Annotated in this window: 18 protein-coding genes, 1 tRNA gene and 1 pseudogene; 7 read left to right on the top strand and 13 right to left on the bottom strand. The window is 68.1% G+C overall.

Translation table 11 applies throughout. The features are described 5' to 3' along the window. Positions 1–10 precede the first annotated feature (10 nt). Together IG08_RS0127975 and IG08_RS57470 are read right to left on the bottom strand one after the other, a co-directional pair. Positions 11–1,309 carry a hypothetical protein gene (locus IG08_RS0127975; RefSeq protein ID WP_234342992.1) on the bottom strand — a complete coding sequence of 433 codons (1,299 nt, stop codon included), beginning with the start codon at positions 1,307–1,309 and terminating at the stop codon, positions 11–13. Between the two features lie 161 nt (positions 1,310–1,470). Continuing rightward, the gene (locus tag IG08_RS57470; protein ID WP_003999697.1) at positions 1,471–1,599 is read right to left on the bottom strand and encodes a DLW-39 family protein; all 129 of its coding nucleotides are present in this window, start codon (positions 1,597–1,599) and stop codon (positions 1,471–1,473) included. 339 nt (positions 1,600–1,938) lie between these two features. Between IG08_RS57470 and IG08_RS0127965 the strand changes: the two genes are divergently transcribed. Next, complete coding sequence (locus IG08_RS0127965) at positions 1,939–2,331, top strand: DUF6344 domain-containing protein (protein WP_043455358.1); 393 nt, start codon at positions 1,939–1,941, stop codon at positions 2,329–2,331. Positions 2,332–2,354: 23 nt separating this feature from the next. Here the strand turns inward: IG08_RS0127965 and IG08_RS62545 are convergent, their stop codons facing one another. The 11 genes and pseudogenes from IG08_RS62545 to dnaA form a co-directional block, all read right to left on the bottom strand. After that, entirely contained in the window at positions 2,355–2,579 is a 225-nt protein-coding gene (locus IG08_RS62545; protein ID WP_052424913.1) for an aldo/keto reductase, read from the bottom strand. Positions 2,580–2,659: 80 nt separating this feature from the next. Beyond that, positions 2,660–2,959 (bottom strand): annotated as a pseudogene (locus tag IG08_RS63090) (aldo/keto reductase); the annotation flags it as partial. Positions 2,960–3,183: 224 nt separating this feature from the next. Further along, positions 3,184–3,260 (bottom strand) — tRNA-Ile (locus tag IG08_RS0127955). 112 nt (positions 3,261–3,372) lie between these two features. Further along, the gene (locus IG08_RS57460; RefSeq protein WP_078655786.1) at positions 3,373–4,182 is read right to left on the bottom strand and encodes a DUF3566 domain-containing protein; all 810 of its coding nucleotides are present in this window, start codon (positions 4,180–4,182) and stop codon (positions 3,373–3,375) included. Between the two features lie 18 nt (positions 4,183–4,200). Then, complete coding sequence (gene gyrA, locus IG08_RS0127945; RefSeq protein ID WP_030608135.1) at positions 4,201–6,792, bottom strand: DNA gyrase subunit A; 2,592 nt, start codon at positions 6,790–6,792, stop codon at positions 4,201–4,203. Between the two features lie 42 nt (positions 6,793–6,834). Further along, complete coding sequence (gene gyrB / locus IG08_RS0127940) at positions 6,835–8,874, bottom strand: DNA topoisomerase (ATP-hydrolyzing) subunit B (RefSeq protein WP_106981039.1); 2,040 nt, start codon at positions 8,872–8,874, stop codon at positions 6,835–6,837. A 385-nt stretch (positions 8,875–9,259) separates the two neighbouring features. Further along, the gene (locus IG08_RS0127935) at positions 9,260–9,802 is read right to left on the bottom strand and encodes a DciA family protein (protein ID WP_030608129.1); all 543 of its coding nucleotides are present in this window, start codon (positions 9,800–9,802) and stop codon (positions 9,260–9,262) included. Continuing rightward, positions 9,799–10,920 carry a DNA replication/repair protein RecF gene (recF, locus tag IG08_RS0127930; RefSeq protein ID WP_030608126.1) on the bottom strand — a complete coding sequence of 374 codons (1,122 nt, stop codon included), beginning with the start codon at positions 10,918–10,920 and terminating at the stop codon, positions 9,799–9,801. The genes IG08_RS0127935 and recF overlap by 4 nt, the downstream gene beginning before the upstream one ends. Positions 10,921–10,971: 51 nt before the next feature. Next, entirely contained in the window at positions 10,972–11,847 is an 876-nt protein-coding gene (gene gnd / locus IG08_RS0127925) for a phosphogluconate dehydrogenase (NAD(+)-dependent, decarboxylating) (RefSeq protein ID WP_030608121.1), read from the bottom strand. A gap of 229 nt (positions 11,848–12,076) precedes the next feature. After that, complete coding sequence (gene dnaN / locus IG08_RS0127920) at positions 12,077–13,207, bottom strand: DNA polymerase III subunit beta (protein WP_030608118.1); 1,131 nt, start codon at positions 13,205–13,207, stop codon at positions 12,077–12,079. 881 nt (positions 13,208–14,088) lie between these two features. Next, entirely contained in the window at positions 14,089–16,032 is a 1,944-nt protein-coding gene (gene dnaA / locus IG08_RS0127915; RefSeq protein WP_078655784.1) for a chromosomal replication initiator protein DnaA, read from the bottom strand. Between the two features lie 384 nt (positions 16,033–16,416). Here dnaA and rpmH point away from each other — a divergent pair, with 384 nt between their 5' ends. The 6 genes from rpmH (at position 16,417) to rsmG (ending at position 19,979) form a co-directional block, all read left to right on the top strand. After that, on the top strand, positions 16,417–16,554 hold the full coding sequence (rpmH, locus tag IG08_RS0127910; RefSeq protein WP_006381191.1) for a 50S ribosomal protein L34: 138 nt from the start codon (positions 16,417–16,419) through the stop codon (positions 16,552–16,554). 21 nt (positions 16,555–16,575) lie between these two features. Beyond that, positions 16,576–16,947, top strand: a complete 372-nt coding sequence (gene rnpA / locus IG08_RS57450) for a ribonuclease P protein component (protein WP_078655783.1) — start codon at positions 16,576–16,578, stop codon at positions 16,945–16,947. After that, the gene (gene yidD, locus IG08_RS0127900; RefSeq protein ID WP_030608109.1) at positions 16,944–17,294 is read left to right on the top strand and encodes a membrane protein insertion efficiency factor YidD; all 351 of its coding nucleotides are present in this window, start codon (positions 16,944–16,946) and stop codon (positions 17,292–17,294) included. The genes rnpA and yidD overlap by 4 nt, the downstream gene beginning before the upstream one ends. A gap of 3 nt (positions 17,295–17,297) precedes the next feature. Beyond that, positions 17,298–18,608 carry a membrane protein insertase YidC gene (gene yidC, locus IG08_RS0127895; RefSeq protein ID WP_030608106.1) on the top strand — a complete coding sequence of 437 codons (1,311 nt, stop codon included), beginning with the start codon at positions 17,298–17,300 and terminating at the stop codon, positions 18,606–18,608. A 15-nt stretch (positions 18,609–18,623) separates the two neighbouring features. Beyond that, entirely contained in the window at positions 18,624–19,136 is a 513-nt protein-coding gene (locus IG08_RS0127890; RefSeq protein ID WP_030608103.1) for a Jag family protein, read from the top strand. Positions 19,137–19,262: 126 nt separating this feature from the next. Continuing rightward, positions 19,263–19,979: a 16S rRNA (guanine(527)-N(7))-methyltransferase RsmG gene (gene rsmG, locus IG08_RS0127885; protein ID WP_030608100.1), complete on the top strand. Its 717-nt coding sequence runs from the start codon at positions 19,263–19,265 to the stop codon at positions 19,977–19,979. The last annotated feature ends 61 nt before the right edge of the window (positions 19,980–20,040 follow it).

Genomic DNA, 20,040 nt, shown 5'->3' with positions numbered 1-20,040 from the left:
AGGACCCGCCCTACCAGGCCCCGGCCCGACGCCGGGCGACAAGGGTCCACGCCCCGAGCACCGCCAGCAGCACGGTCCCCGCCCCGATCCCGGCCACGGCCACGGCCTTCATCACCGCGTCGTCCCCCGCGGCCCCGCCCTCCGCCGTCGCCGCCTCCGACGCCGTCCCCCCGTCGCGGCCGCCCTGCCCCGCGACCTCGAAGACGCCCTGCGGCCGGGACTGCCCGGCGTATGCGGGCGAGGCCTCGGTCGTACCGCCGATCCGCACCCGCAGCGTCATCCCGAACGGCCCGTCGCCGAACTCCTCCGCCATCCCCGCCGAGAGATGGACGACGAGGTAGTACGAGCCGGCGACCCGCATGCCGTTCACCCGGTCGGAGACGGCGTAGCGGTTGACGTACTCGACCGGCGGGAGCGGTTCGAGGGATTCCGACTTCTGGCGGCCGTCGTAGCCGATGCCCACGTCGTCGAGGTGACCGCGTGCGGGGTTGTAGAGCGACGCGGTCAGAGCACCGGGCACGTATCCTCGCGCGTCACTGCCCAGACTGCCGAGCTCGGCGGTGACGTACAGCTGCCGTCCCCAGTCGACCGGCACCTTGTAGAAGAAGGTCTGCCCGGGTGTCATGTCGGCACTCCAGACCCCTTGTCCCATGGAGGTGGCTGTGGCGAAGCCCGCGCCGCCCGGGCGGCTCACCGCTTCGCTCGTGAGGGGTGCGGGCGAGGCGGAGTTCCAGGCCTCGGGGGCGGTGGTCGCACCGGTCTGCTTCAGGCGAGGCTCGGACATCGGCGCGAGCTCCAGGTCCCAGGTGTCCGTCGACGAGCCGGCCCGGTCGAGGCGTTCGACGAGCACGTAGTACGTGCCGGCGCCCTGGCACGACGTGCGCTGGGAGAAGGCCTCGCGGGCTCCCCACGCGGCGATCGGGTGCGGGCTGCGGCTCGTGCCGAAGTAGACGCTCTCGGCGGCGGAGCAGAGGCGGCTGTTGGCGTCCCGCACGGACACCCGGATGCCGTCGGTCGCGGAAACCGTCGTCCCCGCGCGCGGGACGGCCGTCGCGGAGACGTACGCGTCCGAGGTGGGGTCGAGTTCGAGACGGTAGTAGAGCTTGCCGCTCGCCGGGAGGGAGCTCTTGTAGGTCTTCCCGGCGTCGAGGCGCTTGGCGCCCGTGGTGCTCACGGCACCCGTGACCGGCCGGGCGTCCGGGGCGAAGGCGTACGGGGTGGGTACGTCGGCGGCGTGCGCGGCCTGCCCCGGCAGCGCGGTCGCCGCCACCGCGCACACCGCCAAAGCGCCCGCGCGCCACCCGCCCATACGCCGCCGCCCCATCACGCGCCACCCCTCCGTCGCCGCTCCGTGTGACCGTGGCCCATCCTGCCCCGCCGGGCCGCGCCGAATCCGCAAACACAAAACCCCGACCGCGAGGCGGCCGGGGTCTGCTCAGAACCGGATGGACCGGAACTCAGTATCGGTAATCACGAACCCGTGGGCACGGAGTCAGTCGCCTCCGTCCACAGATCCTGCTCGGCGCGATCCGCCTGGATCTGGCGGTACACGAGGAGCCCGCCGATGGCGGCCAGTGCGACCAGGAGAAGCTTCTTCACCGCGCGACCTCGTCTTTCCTTGACGTAGGGGACCTCTGGCGCCCGACTATACACACCGACCGAGACCGATCGGTGACCTGTGTCCGACCCCCAACTCCCGCCCGGAACAGCGCAGTAGAACCGGAAGAAGCCGCTCCGATCAGAGGGTGATCAGACCTCCACGGACGGTCACTTTGGCCGTGCTCCTCCCGTCTGGCACCCTTCTCGGCCCTCTTGCACCCATCCGAGTGGTGTTCATCTGAAGATCGACGCGCCATGGGCGTCGGTCCGTGATTTCGCGACCGCCATACACATCATGAGGAAAGTACGCAAATCAACCCAACCCGAAAGTGAGAGGCCATGGACCAGAACAAGGCCATGAAGCTGTGGACCGCCGTCATCACCGCCTTCCTCGCGCTGTGCACAGCGCTCGGACTCATCACGACGACCGCCGCCGCGGCCGTACCGCAGGCCGAGCAGACGCGCAACAGCACCTCCGCACAGCTGACGACGCCGGCGCTGTCCCACGGAGTCTGGTCCCACGCCAGGTCCCTGCCGCCCACGATGAAGCAGCGGATCCGCGCCGAGGCCCACGGCAAGACCCCCAGCGGCCGCAACCGCCCGCTCGACGAGACGAGCACGGATGCGGACGCGGACGCGAGCACGGACACGAACACGGGCGAGGTCAAGGACTCGGCCGCTCCGGCCGCCCCTGCCGCCCCTGCCACCCCTGCCACCCTCGAGCTTCGCTGACCCCCGTTGGTCACCCCAGTAGGTCAGTCCCTCCAGCTCGGCTCCACCGCCGTCATCCGTGCCGTCTTCGAAGCGTCGCGGTCGATCAGGGTGGAGAGCACCTCGTCCACGGCTTTCAGGACCTCGTCGTCCAGACGCTCGCCGGAGGCCGCCGCGTTCTCCGTGACCTGCTCCGGGCGGCTCGCGCCGATGACCGTCGACGACACACCCTCCTGGTGCAACACCCAGGCGATGGCCGGCTGAGCCATCGACACCCTGACCCCTCGGCCAGCGGGCGCAGTTCCTGGACCTTCTCCAGGAGCCGACCGCCCAGCACCCGGCCGATGAACCGCGGGCCACGACCGCCCGCGACCGCCCGGGAGCCCTCGGGCAGCGCCTCGCCGTGACGGTACTTCCCGGTCAGCACGCCCTGAGCGGCGGCTGGAAGGCCAGTTGACCGATGCCCCGCGCACGGCCCAGCGGCCAATACCTCGGGCTCGATGACGCGCCACAGCATGTTGTACTGCGGCTGGTTGGACACGATCCGGCTGCGCAGCCCCAGCTCGTCGGCGAGCGTCAGCGCGGACTCGATCTGCGCCGCGGTCCACTCGGACCCGCCCAGATACAGCACCTTGCCCTGCCGCACCATGTCGTCGAAGGCGACGAGGGTCTCCTCCAGCGGCGTGCGCTCGTCGAACCGGTGCGCCCGGAGATGTCCACGTAGTCGGTGCGCAGCCTGCGCAGCGAGGCCTCGCAGGACTCCATGACGTGCTTGCGGGACAGCCCGCGGCGTTCGGCCCGTCGAGCGCGGCCCGGACACACGCCCGTAGATGCCAAAAACCCCCGACCATGATCGGTCGGGGGTCTTCGTGCTGGTGGGGCTAACAGGATTTGAACCTGTGGCCTCATCCTTATCAGGGATGCGCTCTAACCAACTGAGCTATAGCCCCGCCGCGCTCTGCGGAGTGTGTCCCGCGCGCTGACTCCTGAAGATTAGCGCACGACGCGGGCAGTCCCAAAATCGGTTCTCACAGGACCGCCACCGGAGGTTTGGGAGCGCGTTTACTCGTCCTCGGCCAGCGTCAGCTCGATACCGCCGACGAAGCCCGCGGAGAGGTTGTAGATGAACGCGCCGAGGGTCGCGAGGGCCGTCGCGAGGACGACGTCGATGACCGCGATGATCGACGTGAACATCAGGACGTTCGGCAGGGACAGGAACGACTGCAGGTCGAAGCCGTTCGACTCGTTCGAGCCGGTCGCCTCGGAGATCGTGCCGCCGACCGTCGAGAAGACGCCCATCGCATCCATGACCATCCACAGCACGGCGGCCGCGACGATGGTGCAGACGCCCAGCGCGATGGAGAGCAGGAAGCTGACCTTCATCACCGACCACGGGTCGGCCTTGGCCACCCGCAGACGCGCCTTGCGGGTACGGGGCGTCGTCCGCGCACCCGTGCGCGGCCGCCGTACCGCGCTTGCGGGAGAGCCCGCAGGACCGCCCGCCGGAGCAGCCGTCGGGTAGGCCTGCGGCGGGTGGTAGGGCCCGGCCGGCTGCTGCGGCTGCCGCTCCCCGGGCAGCGGCGAGGCCGACTGCTGGGCCGGCGTCTGCGGCGGTGCGGCGGGTGCCGCGGGCTGGGCCGGCGGCTGGGTGTCCGTCACAGTTCCCCCCTGGGATCCATGAGAGTCGGGCGAGTGCGAGTCGGTCGCGGGCGACTTGATCGCTTGCAGGTTGGTCGTGTGCGAATCCGTCACACGCGACGTGTGCGAATCTGTCGCACGCGCGGCAGAGCCACGGCCGCCGCCGTCCGTCTCAGGACCGGTGGAAGAACCGGTGGAAGTACCGGTCGATCCGGCGCCCGTGGCTCCGCTCACGATGACTCACTCCTCGTCCTACTCGGCCGAGGGCGCCTCACCCTCGTCCGTGCCGGTGGTCGCGACACCCTCGGCGGTCTCGTCGTCGGCCACATCGCCGTCGACCTCCTCCGCCTCGCGCCCCGCCTCGGCGTTACGAGCGATGCCGACCACGGCATCGCGCTTGCCCAGGTTGATCAGTTGGACGCCCATGGTGTCACGGCCCGTCTCCCTGACCTCGTTGACTCGCGTACGAATCACACCGCCGCCGAGCGTGATGGCGAGGATCTCGTCGGTCTCCTCGACCACCAGCGCACCGACGAGCGATCCGCGGTCCTCGACGATCTTGGCGGCCTTGATGCCGAGGCCGCCGCGACCCTGGACGCGGTACTCGTCGACGGCGGTCCGCTTTGCGTACCCACCGTCCGTAGCAGTGAACACGAACGTACCGGGTCGAACAACATTCATCGAGAGCAGCTGGTCGCTCTCGCGGAAGCTCATGCCCTTGACACCCGAGGTGGCACGGCCCATGGGCCGCAGGCTGTCGTCCGTGGCGGTGAACCTGATCGACTGTGCCTTCTTGCTGATCAGAAGCAGATCGTCGTCGGCCGAAACGAGTTCGGCTCCGATCAGTTCGTCGTCGGAACCGTCCTCCGTCTCACGGAGGTTGATCGCGATGACACCACCGGAACGCGGCGAATCGTAATCCTTCAGAGGCGTCTTCTTGACCAGGCCGCCCTTTGTGGCCAGCACCAGGTACGGCGCCACCTCGTAGGTGCGGATCGCGAGGATCTCGGCGATCGCCTCGTCCGGCTGGAAGGCCAGCAGGTTCGCGACGTGCTGTCCACGCGCGTCACGTCCGGCGTCGGGCAGCTCGTACGCCTTCGCCCGGTAGACGCGGCCCTTGTTGGTGAAGAACAGCAGCCAGTGGTGCGTGGTCGACACGAAGAAGTGGTCGACGATGTCGTCTTCCTTGAGCTTCGTGCCGCGTACGCCCTTGCCGCCGCGCTTCTGCGCCCGGTAGTCGACGGCCTTGGTGCGCTTGACGTAACCGCCGCGCGTGACCGTGACGACGATGTCCTCCTCGGCGATCAGATCCTCGATGGACATGTCACCGTCGTAGGGCACCAGCATGGTCTTGCGGTCGTCGCCGAACTTCTCGACGATCGCGGCGAGTTCCGCGCTCACGATGCCGCGCTGGCGGACCGGCGAGGCCAGGATCGCGTTGTACTCGGTGATCTTCGCCTGGAGTTCGTCGTGCTCCTGGATGATCTTCTGGCGCTCCAGAGCGGCCAGTCGGCGCAGCTGCATCTCGAGGATGGCGTTCGCCTGGATCTCGTCGATCTCCAGGAGGTCCATCAGGCCCGCGCGCGCGATCTCGACGGTGTCGCTGCGCCGGATCAGCGCGATGACCTCGTCGATGGCGTCCAGGGCCTTCAGCAGACCGCGCAGGATGTGCGCCCGCTCCTCGGCCTTGCGCAGCCGGAACTTCGTACGCCGGACGATGACCTCGATCTGGTGCGTCACCCAGTGGCGGATGAACGCGTCCAGCGAGAGGGTCCTCGGCACACCGTCGACCAGCGCCAGCATGTTGGCGCTGAAGTTGGACTGCAGATCCGTGTGCTTGTACAGGTTGTTCAGTACGACCTTGGCGACCGCGTCACGCTTCAGGACGATGACGAGACGCTGGCCCGTACGAGAACTGGTCTCGTCCCGGACGTCCGCGATGCCGCCGACCTTGCCGTCCTTCACCAGGTCGGCGATCTTCTGCGCAAGGTTGTCGGGGTTGGTCTGGTACGGCAGTTCCGTCACCACCAGGCACTGGCGGTTCTGGATCTCCTCGACCTCGACGACCGCGCGCATGGTGATGGAGCCACGGCCCGTGCGGTACGCCTCCTCGATGCCCTTACGGCCGACGACGAGCGCGCCGGTCGGGAAGTCCGGGCCCTTGATGCGCTCGATGAGGGCGTCGAGCAGCTCCTCGTGACTGGCTTCCGGGTTCTCCAGGCACCACTGGGCGCCGGCCGCGACCTCGCGCAGGTTGTGCGGCGGGATGTTGGTCGCCATGCCGACCGCGATACCGGCCGAGCCGTTGATCAGCAGGTTCGGGAAGCGGGCCGGCAGGACGGTCGGCTCCTGGGAGCGGCCGTCGTAGTTGTCCGTGAAGTCGACGGTCTCCTCGTCGATGTCACGGACCATCTCCATCGACAGCGGCGCCATCTTGCACTCGGTGTAGCGCATGGCGGCCGCCGGGTCGTTGCCCGGAGAGCCGAAGTTGCCGTTGGAGTCCACCAGCGGCATCCGCATCGACCACGGCTGCGCGAGGCGGACCAGCGCGTCGTAGATCGAGGAGTCGCCGTGCGGGTGGTAGTTACCCATGACGTCGCCGACGACACGGGCGCACTTGTAGAAGCCCTTCTCGGGCCGGTAGCCGCCGTCGTACATGGCGTACAGGACGCGGCGGTGGACGGGCTTGAGACCGTCCCGGACGTCGGGCAGCGCCCGCGACACGATGACGGACATCGCGTAGTCGAGATACGAGCGCTGCATCTCCGTCTCGAGCCCGACGGGCTCGACGCGCTGGGCGATGACGCCCTCTTCAGGCGTACTGGGAGTGTTCTCGTCGGCCATTGCTGGTGAAGATCCTTCCTGGTGCGGTCAGCTGAGACCGACTCAGATGTCGAGGAAGCGGACGTCCTTGGCGTTGCGCTGGATGAACTGGCGGCGCGCCTCGACGTCCTCGCCCATGAGGACCGAGAACAGGTCGTCGGCCTGGGCGGCGTCGTCCAGGGTGACCTGGCCGAGGACGCGGTGCTCCTGGTCCATCGTGGTGATGCGCAGCTCCTCGGCGTTCATCTCGCCGAGACCCTTGAAGCGCTGGATCGAGTCTTCCTTGATCCGCTTGCCGTTCTGCCGGCCCAGCTCGATCAGCGCGTCGCGCTCACGGTCCGAGTACGCGTACTCGAAGTCGTCACGGCCCCACTTGATCTTGTACAGCGGGGGACGCGACAGGAACACGTGCCCGGCCTCGACCAGCGGCCGCATGAAGCGGAACAGGAAGGTCAGCAGCAGGGTGCTGATGTGCTGACCGTCGACGTCGGCGTCCGCCATCAGGATGATCTTGTGATAGCGCAGCTTCTCGATGTCGAAGTCCTCGTGGACTCCGGTGCCGAAGGCCGAGATCAGCGCCTGGATCTCCTGGTTCTGCAGGATCTTGTCGATCCGCGCCTTCTCGACGTTGAGGATCTTGCCTCGGATCGGGAGGATCGCCTGGTACTCGGGGTTCCGGCCGGACTTGGCCGAGCCGCCGGCGGAGTCACCCTCGACGATGAAGATCTCGCACTTGGTGGGGTCGTTCGACTGGCAGTCGGAGAGCTTGCCCGGCAGGGACGCGGTCTCGAGGAGGCCCTTGCGACGGGTCAGGTCGCGGGCCTTGCGGGCCGCCACGCGCGCGGTGGCCGCCTGGATGCCCTTGCGGACGATGTCCGCGGCCTCGTTCGGGTTGCGGTCCAACCAGTCGTTGAGGTGCTCGTAGACCACCTTCTGGACGAAGGTCTTGACCTCGGTGTTGCCCAGCTTGGTCTTGGTCTGGCCCTCGAACTGCGGCTCGCTCAGCTTCACCGAGATGATCGCCGTCAGACCCTCGCGGATGTCGTCACCCGTGAGGTTGTCGTCCTTCTCGCGCAGCAGCTTCTTGTCGCGCGCGTACTTGTTGACCAGGTTCGTCAGCGCCGCGCGGAAGCCCTCTTCGTGCGTACCGCCCTCGTGCGTGTGGATGATGTTGGCGAAGGAGTACACACCCTCGCTGTAACCACCGTTCCACTGCATGGCGAGCTCGAGGGAAAGGCTCTTGTCCTTGTCCTCGGCCTCGAGGTCGATCACGGTGGGGTGCACCACTTCTCCCTTGCGGGAGTTGAGGTACTTCACGAAGTCGACGATGCCGCCCTCGTAGTGGTACGAGACGGTCTTGACCTCGTGCTTCTCGTCCTCGCCCGCCTCGTCCGCCCCGGCCGTGGCCTTCGCCGATTCGCGCTCGTCGGTGAGGTTGATCCTCAGACCCTTGTTGAGGAACGCCATCTCCTGGAAGCGCCGCGAGAGCGTCTCGAAGGAGTACTCGGTGGTCTCGAAGATGTCCGGGTCGGCCCAGAAGGTGACCGTGGTGCCGTGCTCGTCCGTGGCCTCGTGCTTGGCAAGCGGGGCCGTCGGGACGCCCAACTTGTAGTCCTGCGTCCAGCGGTGGCCGTCGGTCTTGATCTCGACGGAGACCTTGGTCGACAGGGCGTTCACGACGGAGACACCCACGCCGTGCAGACCGCCGGAGACCGCGTAGCCGCCGCCGCCGAACTTTCCGCCCGCGTGCAGGACCGTCAGCACGACCTCGACGGCCGGCTTGCCCTCGGAGGGGACGATGCCGACCGGGATACCACGGCCGTTGTCGACAACACGCACGCCGCCGTCGGCGAGGATCGTGACGTCGATGGTGTCCGCGTGGCCGGCCAGTGCCTCGTCGACGGAGTTGTCGACGACCTCTTGCACAAGGTGGTGAAGTCCGCGCTCACCGGTCGAGCCGATGTACATACCGGGTCGCTTGCGGACCGCGTCCAGACCCTCGAGGACGGTGATGGCGCTGGCGTCGTACGAGGCGGTGACCTCGCCGTTCATGCCGGCGTCGGTGGACGGGATGTTCTCGTTGGGGTTGCCGGAATCGGCCACGAAGCGCCCTTTCTGGCACAGCACAAGCCAAGCTCCCGGCGGGTGGCCGGAGCGGCTGCGGCGTGTTGCGTTGGTAAGCCTTAGTCAGCGTTGCTCGGTGCGTCCCACAAGTGGGGCGGGATTAGCTTCCAGTCTACCGGTAGCGCCGACAGTGATGGGGGTTTGCCGGTACCTGAGTCCTCATGTGGCGCCCTGAACCGGCATCCTCCGGGTCCCCATATACGGAGCGGGGCTCCAAGAGGCTCACGGAGGCACTCAGCGCTTCTGGCTGTCAACCCTTGGCTACTTGGGAGTCAGGTCGGAATTCGCAACCGCGTCCAGGCGTACGACAAAGCCGTCGGCGGTGCTGCGACAGCACCGCCGACGGCCGTGAATGTGACGTCCATCACCCGTAGGTGTCACCGGGTCCCGTGCTGCCCGGAGCACGCAGGGGGCCGTAACGGCGAGGGGGACCACCAGGGCCGTTCACCTTGATCAACTTCACCGCGCCGTGGCCCAGATCCTCGTTGAGGCGCGCGACCAGCTGCGGGGCGAGCAGGCGCAGGTTCGTCGCCCACGCCGTGGAGTCGCAGCGTACGACCAGGACCCGCTCCTCCTCGTCGTACTTCTCCGGCACACAGTGCTTGGCCAGGTCCTCGCCCACGATCTGAGGCCAGCGGCCCATCACACCGCCCACCGCGGCCGGGGTCTCCCAACCCCGCTCGGTGATCAAGCGGTTAATGGCAGCGCCGAACGCCATGGGGTCGCGACCGTCGGCGCGCGCGCCGGAGCGCAGACCGCCCCGCCGCGCCTGCTTCTTCTGCTGCGCCGCGTCCCCACGCGCGCGTGCCTGTTCCTTCGCGGCCCTGAGCGCCACGCGCGCGAGGTCGACGCCGGAGGGTTCGGGGGCCTTCTTCGGGGTGGGTTCGGTGGGTTCCTCTGTGGTCATACGCGCTCCACCGTCCCCTCCGCCACGGAGTACCGCGTCCCCGCCAGTACGTGCGGTACGTCGTCGTCCACCGCCGCCGTCACCAGCACCTGCTCGCCGGGCGCGACCAGCTCGGCCAGCCGCTCACGGCGACGGGTGTCCAGCTCCGCGAAGACGTCGTCGAGGATCAGCACCGGCTCGTTGCCCTCGGCACGCAGCAGGTCGTAGGAGGCCAGGCGCAGCGCGAGCGCGTAGGACCACGACTCGCCGTGCGAGGCGTATCCCTTGGCCGGCAACTGACCGAGTTTGAGAATCACATCGTCCCGATGAGGTCCTACGAGGGTGACGCCCCGCTCGATCTCCTGCTTGCGCACCTCGGCGAGCGCCCCCGTCAGCTGCTCGTAGAGATGCTCGCGCGTGTGCGCCTCACCGGGCGCGGACGGCTTGTACTCCAGCGCGACCGGGCCGCCGCCGGGGGCCAGTTGCTCGTACGCCTTGTCGGCCAGCGGCTGGATCGAGGCGATCAGATCGAGCCGCTGGGCGAGCAACTCGGCACCCACACGCGCGAGATGCTGGTCCCACACGTCGAGGGTGGAAAGGTCCATCGAGCGGCCGCCGTGCCTTCTCGCGAGGGCGGCCGACTTCAGCAGGGTGTTGCGCTGCTTGAGCACCCGCTCGTAGTCGGAGCGGACCCCGGCCATGCGCGGCGAGCGGGCGGTGATCAGCTCGTCGAGGAAACGCCGCCGCTCGCCCGGATCGCCCTTCACCAGAGCGAGGTCCTCGGGCGCGAACAGCACGGTCCGTACGATCCCCAGCACGTCCCGCGGCCTGACCTGCGACGACCTGTTGATACGGGCGCGGTTCGCCTTGCCGGGGTTCAGCTCCAGCTCGACCAGTTGCTGCCGCTCGCCCTGCTTGACCTGCGCCCGGATCACCGCGCGATCGGCGCCCATGCGGACCAGGGGAGCATCCGAGGAGACACGGTGGCTGCCGAGGGTGGCGAGATAGCCGATCGCCTCGACCAGGTTCGTCTTGCCCTGCCCGTTGGGGCCCACGAACGCGGTGACGCCCGGGTCGAGCGGAACCTCGACCCGGGCGTACGAGCGGAAGTCGGCCAGCGACAGGTGCGTGACGTGCATGGTCGGTCGCCGACCTCCCCCGGCTTGTGGACTGCTCAGCAGTCCTGTGGATTACTTCTTCTCTACCGCGTGGCCGCCGAACTGGTTGCGCAGCGCCGCGATCATCTTCATCTGCGGCGAGTCCTCCTGGCGGGAGGCGAACCGCGCGAACAGCGACGCGGTGATCGCCGGCAGCGGCACCGCGTTGTCGATGGCGGCCTCCACAGTCCAGCGGCCTTCGCCGGAGTCCTGTGCGAAACCGCGCAGCTTCTCCAGGTGCTCGTCCTCGTCGAGGGCGTTGACCGCCAGGTCCAGCAGCCAGGAGCGGATGACCGTGCCCTCCTGCCAGGAGCGGAAGACCTCCCGGACGTCCGTCACGGAGTCGACCTTCTCCAGCAGCTCCCAGCCCTCGGCATAGGCCTGCATCATCGCGTACTCGATGCCGTTGTGGACCATCTTCGCGAAGTGGCCCGCGCCGACCTTGCCGGCGTGCACCGAGCCGAGGTCGCCCTCGGGCTTCAGCGCGTCGAAGACCGGCTGCACCTTGGCGACGTTCTCCGCGTCACCGCCGTACATCAGCGCGTAGCCGTTCTCCAGGCCCCACACACCGCCCGAGACACCGCAGTCGACGAAGCCGATGCCCTTGGCCGCCAGCTCCTCGGCGTGCTTCTCGTCGTCCGTCCAGCGCGAGTTGCCGCCGTCCACGACGACGTCACCGGGCTCCAGCAGCTCGCCGAGCTCGTCGACGGTGGACTGGGTCGCGGCACCGGCGGGAACCATCACCCACACCACACGCGGGCCCTTGAGCTTGCCCACAAGCTCTTCCAGGCTGTGGACATCGGCGAGGTCCGGGTTGCGGTCGTATCCGATGACGGTGTGGCCTGCGCGGCGGATCCGCTCGCGCATGTTGCCGCCCATCTTGCCGAGGCCGACGAGACCGAGCTCCATCAGTTGTTCCTTAGGTTGCTGTGGCGTGTGTGGCACCTTCGTACCTACGTCCGAGCCTAAACCCGGACGCTCACGCACACCTGTGGGCATACGCGCTCAAACGTATGCCCCGACCTGCGGGTTCTCTGACGGGGTTGATCAGCCGCTGAGCCGCACCGGCATGCTGCGACCTTGTGGGGCATAACCCCCACACCCTCAGCAGTCGTCCAGCTCAAGCCTGCTCGCCTGCTCAGCCACTCAGTCGCACAGGCATGATCAGGTACTTGTAGGCCTCGTCCGCCTCGGCGTCCAGGGCCGGCTTGCCGCTGAGCAGCGCCGGCTTGGTGGACGTCGTGAAGGACAGCTGGGCCACCGGGGAGTCGATGGCGCTCAGGCCGTCCAGCAGGAAGGTCGGGTTGAAGGCGATCGACACGTCGTCGCCCTCCAGCTGGGCGTCGACCCTCTCCACAGCCTGTGCGTCGTCGCTGGAACCGGCCTCCAGGATGAGCACGCCCTGTTCGAAGCTGAGCCGCACCGGGGTGTTGCGCTCGGCGACCAGGGCCACGCGCTTGACAGCCTCTACGAAGGGGGCGGTCTCGATGACGGCGATGGAGTTGAACTCCGTCGGGAACAGCGAGCGGTACTTCGGAAGGTCGCCCTCCAGGAGGCGCGTCGTCGTACGACGGCCGGCGCCCTCGAAACCGATCAGACCCTCGCCCGCGCCCGAGCCGGAGAGCGCCAGGATGACGCTGTCGCCGCTCGTGAGGGCCTTGGCGGTGTCCAGGAGCGTCTTGGCGGGCACCAGGGCCACCGCGGACGCCTCCGGGTTCTCCGGCTTCCACAGGAACTCACGGACCGCGAAGCGGTAGCGGTCGGTGGACGCCAGCGTGACGGTGTCGCCCTCGATCTCGATGCGCACACCCGTGAGGACCGGCAGCGTGTCGTCACGGCCGGCCGCGATGGCCACCTGAGCGGCGGCGGAGGCGAAGACCTCACCGGGGACGGTGCCGGTGGCGGTCGGCATCTGCGGCAGCGCCGGGTACTCCTCCACAGGCAGGGTGTGGAGTGTGAATCGCGAGGAACCGCAGACCACGGTCGCCCGTACACCGTCTGTGGAAATCTCCACCGGGCGGTTGGGGAGGGCGCGGCAGATGTCGGCGAGGAGCCGGCCGGAGACGAGGACGGTGCCCTCCTCCTCGACCTCGGCGTCCACGGAGACCCTCGCGGAGACCTCGTAGTCGAAGCTGGACAGGCTCAGCTGGCCTTCCTCGGCCTTCAGCAGAAGGCCGGCGAGGACAGGCGCCGGCGGACGGGCCGGGAGGCTGCGTGCCGCCCAGGCCACTGCCTCCGCGAGTACGTCGCGTTCCACCCGGATCTTCACTGTTGCCGCCTCCTGCTGTTGCCGGCGCTTCTCGGCCTGCCTGGCTTCGTCGTCTGTCTCGGTGTCGTCGGCCCCAGTGAGGGGAAGGACACCGGGGAACAGTCTGACGCACCCCACTGACAGTAGGTGCCTCTCGGGGTCAAGTCGTGACGAGGGGCAGTCGGGAGCCGGACAGCGAGTTGTGCACAGGACCCCCTTCGAAACGGATTCCCAGCTCTCTCTAGTTGGGAGTAGTAGTAGGGGCTGTGGAAACGGTGGATAACCGTGTTTGCGCAGGTCAGCACCGAAATTTTGTCCACGGGCCCTGTGGGCGGAGGCGGTGGACAACTGGGCGCATCTGTGGAGAACGGAAAGTTCTGCACACTCCATGCACAGCCCAAGGCGACTTCTCCCCAGCGCCGTCCCCAGCTTTACCCACCTTTCCCACAGGGCAACCCGGCACCTTCGTGTGACGCCTTTCACTCGACTCGGTGATCTGGCGCGTCGCGTTGCCGAACAGTGGACAGCGATGTGGAGAAGCTGGGGATCGCTGGGGACAACCGGGCTCAGCCTGTGGGTTGCCGGTGGACAACTCCGTGCACAGGTTGTGGATCACGCGACTGTCCACAGTCTGTGGAGATCCTTCGTCCACCAATCCACAACCACCTGACCTGGTCTGATGGTCTTTCAACAAGCGCCCTGTGGACCGTGATCTGGACAACTTCCCAGTCCCCAGGGTGTGGACGGGAGAAAGTCGCCGAATCTGTGGAGAGTGGCCGTAACGCGGCAGCTATTCGAACAGCGGGTGCTCCGGGAATGACGAGGGGCGCCCCCGGAGATGGCGAAAGGCGCCCCCGGGACCTCGTCCCAGGAGCGCCCTCGGCGCCGTACGACCGGCTCTGTCAGCCGTTCTTGATGCGGTTCGTCAGCTCGGTGACCTGGTTGTAGATGGAGCGCCGCTCGGCCATCAGATTGCGGATCTTGCGGTCGGCGTGCATGACCGTCGTGTGGTCGCGGCCGCCGAACAGCGCGCCGATCTTCGGCAGCGAGAGGTCCGTCAGCTCGCGGCACAGGTACATGGCGATCTGGCGGGCCGTCACCAGCGCGCGGCCGCGCGAGGTGCCGCACAGGTCCTCGACCGTGAGGCCGAAGTAGTCGGCGGTCGCGCTCATGATGGCTGTCGACGTGATTTCGGGCGCCCCGTCGTCGCCGCCGGGGATGAGGTCCTTGAGGACGATCTCGGTGAGGCCGAGGTCCACCGGTTGCCGGTTGAGCGACGCGAACGCCGTCACCCGGATCAGCGCCCCCTCCAGCTCGCGGATGTTGCGCGAGATCCGGGAGGCGATGAACTCCAGCACCTCCGGCGGGGCGTTGAGCTGCTCCTGCACCGCCTTCTTGCGGAGGATCGCGATACGCGTCTCCAGCTCGGGCGGCTGGACGTCGGTGATCAGGCCCCACTCGAAACGGTTCCTCAGCCGGTCCTCCAGCGTGACCAGCTGCTTCGGCGGCCGGTCGCTGGACAGCACGATCTGCTTGTTCGCGTTGTGGAGCGTGTTGAAGGTGTGGAAGAACTCCTCCTGCGTCGACTCCTTGTCCGCGAGGAACTGGATGTCGTCGACGAGCAGGATGTCCATCTCGCGGTAGCGCTTGCGGAAGCTGTCGCCCTTGCCGTCGCGGATGGAGTTGATGAACTCGTTGGTGAACTCCTCCGAGCTCACGTACCGCACGCGCGTGCCCGGGTAGAGGCTGCGGGCGTAGTGCCCGATCGCGTGCAGCAGGTGCGTCTTGCCGAGTCCCGACTCCCCGTAGATGAAGAGGGGGTTGTACGCCTTCGCCGGCGCCTCGGCGACGGCCACCGCGGCCGCGTGCGCGAAGCGGTTGGAGGCGCCGATGACGAACGTGTCGAAGAGGTACTTCGGGTTCAGGCGTGCGGTCGGTTCACCGGGGCCGGTGGCCGGCGCGGGCTGCGCGGCCAGGGGGCCGGGGGCGCCGCTGGAGGCGGGCAGGTTGGAGCCGACCGGGCCGCCGCGGTGCACGTGACCGGAGCCGGACTGCGAGTCGGGGCGGTCCCGGCGGGCGTCGCGCTGGTCGTAGTCGGACCGTGGCTGGTCGTAGTCCGGGCGCTGGTCGTAATCGGGGCGGTGCTGGTCGTAGTCGGAGCGCTGTTGGTCGTAGTCCGGGCGCTGTGTGTCGTAGGGCGAGCGCTCCATCGGCTGCGGACGGTAGTCCTGCGAGGGGGCTCCGTAGTTCTCCTGCGGCGACGCGTACGGGTCCCGCTCCGGGAAGCCGAGTCGGGGCTGCTGCCAGCTGTACTCGTCCTGGGGCGGGCGCGGCCAGGCGCCGGGCTCGGGGCGCTGGTACTCGCCCGGGTACGCGGGGCGGGCGGTGGGCAGTTGGTCGGGGCGGGGGGTGTGGTCACCCTGGTGGCCGGACTGCTGCTCGGGGCGACCCGGTCCGCGGTCGTCGGCGCGGTGGCGGCCGTAGCCCTCGTACTGACCGGCGGGGAGCTCGGGCTCCTCGTAGCGGGGCTGGGGCCGGGAGGGCGGCGCAAGCGGGGTCGGGGGCTCGCCCGCGGAGTCGTCGACGGTGATCGCGATGCGGATCGGGCGGCCGCACTCGCGGCTCAGCGTCTCGCTGACGATGGGGGCCAGGCGGCCCTCCAGTACGCCTTTCGCAAATTCGTTCGGTACGGCGAGCAGTGCGGTGTCCGCGACGAGTGCGAGGGGCTGGCAGCGCCGGATCCAGTGCTCGTCCTTCGTCTCCACACCCTGCCCGCGCCCCTCACCGAGAAGTTGTTCCATCACTCGTGGCCACACTGCGGCAAGATCGGCAGGTACGTCAGCCACAGGGCACGCTCTCTCACGAGTCCCACGAACGTGTGGTTGTGGGACGGGTCGGGTTTCACAAGGGGGTGGAGCCAGGAGAAGGGGACAAGGGAACGAATCGGAGTTCAGCCACGGTAGTCAGGGCGACGGGTGCGGTTCAAGTTGTTGTCCCCAGGCTGTGGATAGTGTCTCCCCGTGACCGTTGGTTTGACCGGATGGCGTAGCCCCGCGTACCGTGACCAGGTCGAGTTGTCGATGGCTGCTGCCGCCTGCCTCCGATGGGCACAGATCGCTTCTAGGTGATCGGGAAGCGGTGCACTCGGGCGTGACGCGAGCTACTCGTGGGCGCACGGTGACAGCCAGGACGGCACCCCGCAACCAACGATTTATTTCTGGAGCCCCCGAGTGAGCAAGCGCACCTTCCAGCCGAACAACCGTCGTCGCGCGAAGACCCACGGCTTCCGCCTGCGGATGCGTACCCGTGCCGGTCGCGCGATTCTCGCGAACCGTCGTGGCAAGGGTCGCGCCAGCCTGTCCGCCTGATCCTGATCAGGTCATGACGTCGTGCTGCCTACCGAGCATCGGCTGAGGCGGCGCGAAGACTTCGCGACCGCAGTACGACGAGGGCGCCGGGCCGGCCGCCCGTCCCTCGTCGTCCATCTTCGTAGCGGTGCCACGGACCCGCACGCGCCTGGGGAGAGCGCTCCCCCGACGCGTGCGGGTTTCGTCGTGAGCAAAGCCGTCGGCGGCGCGGTCGTGCGCAACAAGGTGAGGCGCAGACTTCGCCATCTGATGCGCGACCGGGTCGCCCTGTTGCCCCCCGGTAGCCTGGTAGTCGTACGAGCGCTGCCCGACGCGGGTGACGCCGATCACCAACAACTGGCCCGAGACCTGGATGCCGCCCTTCAGCGGCTGCTGGGAGGGGGCGCGCGATGAAGTACCCGCTGCTGGCACTGATCAAGCTGTACCAGTGGACCATCAGCCCACTGCTCGGGCCGGTGTGCAAGTACTACCCGTCGTGCTCCCACTACGGCTACCAGGCCATCGACCGGCACGGTGCGATCAAGGGAACGGCACTCACGGCCTGGCGCATCCTGCGGTGCAATCCGTGGTCGCTGGGCGGTGTGGACCATGTCCCGCCGCGCAGGCGTCCGCGGTGGCACGAAATGCTGCGTAACGCCTGGCGTGCACGCAGGGGCGGGCCCTCCGCCGCCGACTCGGCCACCGGGCAGACTCCTTCGAGCCCGGCCGCAGAGACTCCGTCCCATGCCCAAGGAGCATGATTAGTGGACACGATTGCCAGTCTTTTCAGCTTCATCACGACACCCGTCTCCTGGGTCATCGTCCAGTTCCACTCGGTGTACGGCGCCCTGTTCGGCCCTGACACCGGTTGGGCCTGGGGCCTGTCGATCGTGTCCCTCGTGATCCTGATCCGTATCTGCCTGATCCCGCTCTTCGTGAAGCAGATCAAGGCGACCCGGGCGATGCAGACGCTGCAGCCCGAGATGAAGAAGATCCAGGAGCGCTACAAGAACGACAAGCAGCGCCAGTCCGAAGAGATGATGAAGCTGTACAAGGAGACGGGTACCAACCCGCTCTCCTCGTGCCTTCCCATCCTGGCGCAGTCCCCGTTCTTCTTCGCCCTGTACCACGTGCTCAACGGCATCGCGACGGGCGACACCATCGGTGTCATCAACGAATCGCTGCTGGCCAGCGCCCGTAAGGCGCACATCGTCGGTGCCCCGCTGGCTGCGAAGTTCACCGACAGCTCCTCCAAGGTGGAGGCGCTCGGCGCCACGCTGACGGACGTCCGGGTCGTCACCGCGATCATGATCGTCCTGATGTCGGCGTCGCAGTTCTACACGCAGCGCCAGCTGATGACGAAGAACGTCGACACCACGGTGAAGACGCCGTTCATGCAGCAGCAGAAGATGCTGATGTACGTCTTCCCGGTCATGTTCGCCGTCTTCGGCATCAACTTCCCGGTCGGTGTCCTCGTCTACTGGCTGACCACCAACCTGTGGACCATGGGTCAGCAGATGTACGTCATCCACAACAACCCGACTCCGGGTTCCAAGGCCCAGGCCTCGTATCTGGAGCGCCTGAACAAGCACGTCACGCACCACGGCAAGGCCCGTAAGCGCAGCGAGCGCACCATCATCAAGGCGATTGTGGCCAAGGGCCGTGACCGCAACGAGTTCGAGCGCAAGTTCATCAACGGTCTGAGCAAGGCGGGCCTCGCGGCCCAGACCGACGGCACCGTGGTGAAGAGCGAGACCCAGGCGGTCGCGCAGACCGAGGACGGTACGCCGACGAGCACCGCCGCTCCCAAGCGTCAGCAGCCCAAGCGGCAGACCAAGTCCCAGCGTCAGTCCGGCAGTGCGAAGACGGCCGGCGAGACCACGTCGGAGTCCGAATCCGAGTCGGAGTCGTCGTCTCTGTCGCTGAGCAAGTCCGACGAGCCCGAGGACGCCAAGCCCGCCGCTCCCGCCAAGAAGGCTGCCCAGAAGCAGCCCGGCACCGGTGGTACCCGCAGCAAGGCCCAGTCCGGACAGCGCAAGGGCCCGCAGCGGCCCAAGTCCCCGTCCAAGAAGTAAGAAGGAGTCCATCCCGTGACGGAAGGCACCACCTCCGCCGCTGCCGAGGGTGCAGACACCCTGACCCGCCTGGAGCAGGAGGGTGAGATCGCGGCGGACTACCTTGAGGGTCTGCTCGACATCGCCGATCTCGACGGCGACATCGACATGGACGTCGAGGCCGACCGCGCTGCTGTCTCGATCATCAGCGACGCGGGCGGCCGCGATCTGCAGAAGCTGGTCGGCCGCGACGGCGAGGTGCTGGAGGCCCTGCAGGAGCTCACGCGCCTGGCCGTGCACCGGGAGACCGGGGACCGCAGCCGTCTGATGCTGGACATCGCGGGCTTCCGCGCCAAGAAGCGCGCCGAGCTCTCCGAGCTGGGCGCCAAGGCCGCCGCCGAGGTGAAGAGCACCGGTGAGGCCGTGAAGTTGAATCCGATGACGCCGTTCGAGCGCAAGGTCGTGCACGACGCGATCAAGGCCGCGGGTCTGCGCAGTGAGTCCGAGGGCGAGGAGCCGCAGCGCTTCGTCGTCGTGCTTCCCGCCTGATCGGACCGTACGTTCCTCCGGCCCCGTCTGTAGCGCAGACGGGGCCGAAGTTTGTCAGCCTGATAGTTCTGGTGGTTCTGGTGTCGGCGCCCGGTGCGCCCATGCGGTACGGAAGGACGGTTCCCCGTGACGGAGGCAGCGGAGCTCCCCCCCGCGCCCGAACAGGCGCGTGAGGTGTTCGGCGATCGCTTCGCGGACGCGGTCCGCTACGCGGAGCTGCTCGCCGAGGCGGGGGTGCAGCGCGGTCTCATCGGCCCGCGTGAGGTGCCCCGCCTGTGGGAGCGGCACCTGTTGAACTGCGCGGTACTCTCGGAGGCGGTTCCTGAGGGCGTGACGGTGTGTGACGTGGGCTCGGGCGCCGGCCTGCCCGGCATCCCCCTGGCGCTTGTCCGCGAGGACCTGCAGATCACGCTGCTGGAGCCCCTGCTGCGGCGTACGACCTTCCTGACCGAGGTCGTGGAGATGCTGGGCCTGGACCATGTGACGGTCGTCCGCGGCCGGGCCGAGGAAGTCATGGGCAAGCTCACACCCGTGCATGTGGTGACCGCACGGGCCGTGGCCCCGCTGGACCGACTGGCCGCATGGGGCATTCCGCTACTGAGGCCGTACGGGGAGATGCTGGCCCTCAAGGGCGATACGGCCGAGGAGGAGCTCAAGGCCGCCGGTACGGCGCTGAGTAAGCTCGGTGCGGTGGAGACGTCCATCCTGCATGTCGGTGAGGGTGTGGTGGATCCGCTGTCCACGGTCGTACGCGTGGAGGTCGGGGAGAGCCCGGGCGGTGTGCGCTTCGCGGCGAAGCGCGCGAAGGCGGCTCGGACGGGGCGGACACGTCGACGTCGCTGATCCGTCCTGACGACGAGACGTACTCCACACAAGCTGCCAAACCTATGCATGCCGGAGTGTC

Origin of the sequence: Streptomyces fulvoviolaceus (assembly GCF_000718165.1) — a bacterium.
Lineage (GTDB): Bacteria > Actinomycetota > Actinomycetes > Streptomycetales > Streptomycetaceae > Streptomyces > Streptomyces fulvoviolaceus.
The sequence above is the reverse complement of the archived record's forward strand: the minus strand, read 5'-3'. Positions and strand labels throughout refer to the sequence as shown.

Excerpts from the sequence above, each read along its gene's own strand:
- IG08_RS0127975 (WP_234342992.1), bottom strand. The coding sequence starts at position 1,309 with ATGGGCGGGTGGCGCGCGGGCGCTTTGGCGGTGTGCGCGGTGGCGGCG.
- IG08_RS0127965 (WP_043455358.1), top strand. The coding sequence starts at position 1,939 with ATGGACCAGAACAAGGCCATGAAGCTGTGGACCGCCGTCATCACCGCC.
- IG08_RS62545 (WP_052424913.1), bottom strand. The coding sequence starts at position 2,579 with ATGGCTCAGCCGGCCATCGCCTGGGTGTTGCACCAGGAGGGTGTGTCG.
- gyrA (WP_030608135.1), bottom strand. The coding sequence starts at position 6,792 with ATGGCCGACGAGAACACTCCCAGTACGCCTGAAGAGGGCGTCATCGCC.
- IG08_RS0127935 (WP_030608129.1), bottom strand. The coding sequence starts at position 9,802 with ATGACCACAGAGGAACCCACCGAACCCACCCCGAAGAAGGCCCCCGAA.
- recF (WP_030608126.1), bottom strand. The coding sequence starts at position 10,920 with ATGCACGTCACGCACCTGTCGCTGGCCGACTTCCGCTCGTACGCCCGG.
- gnd (WP_030608121.1), bottom strand. The coding sequence starts at position 11,847 with ATGGAGCTCGGTCTCGTCGGCCTCGGCAAGATGGGCGGCAACATGCGC.
- yidD (WP_030608109.1), top strand. The coding sequence starts at position 16,944 with ATGAAGTACCCGCTGCTGGCACTGATCAAGCTGTACCAGTGGACCATC.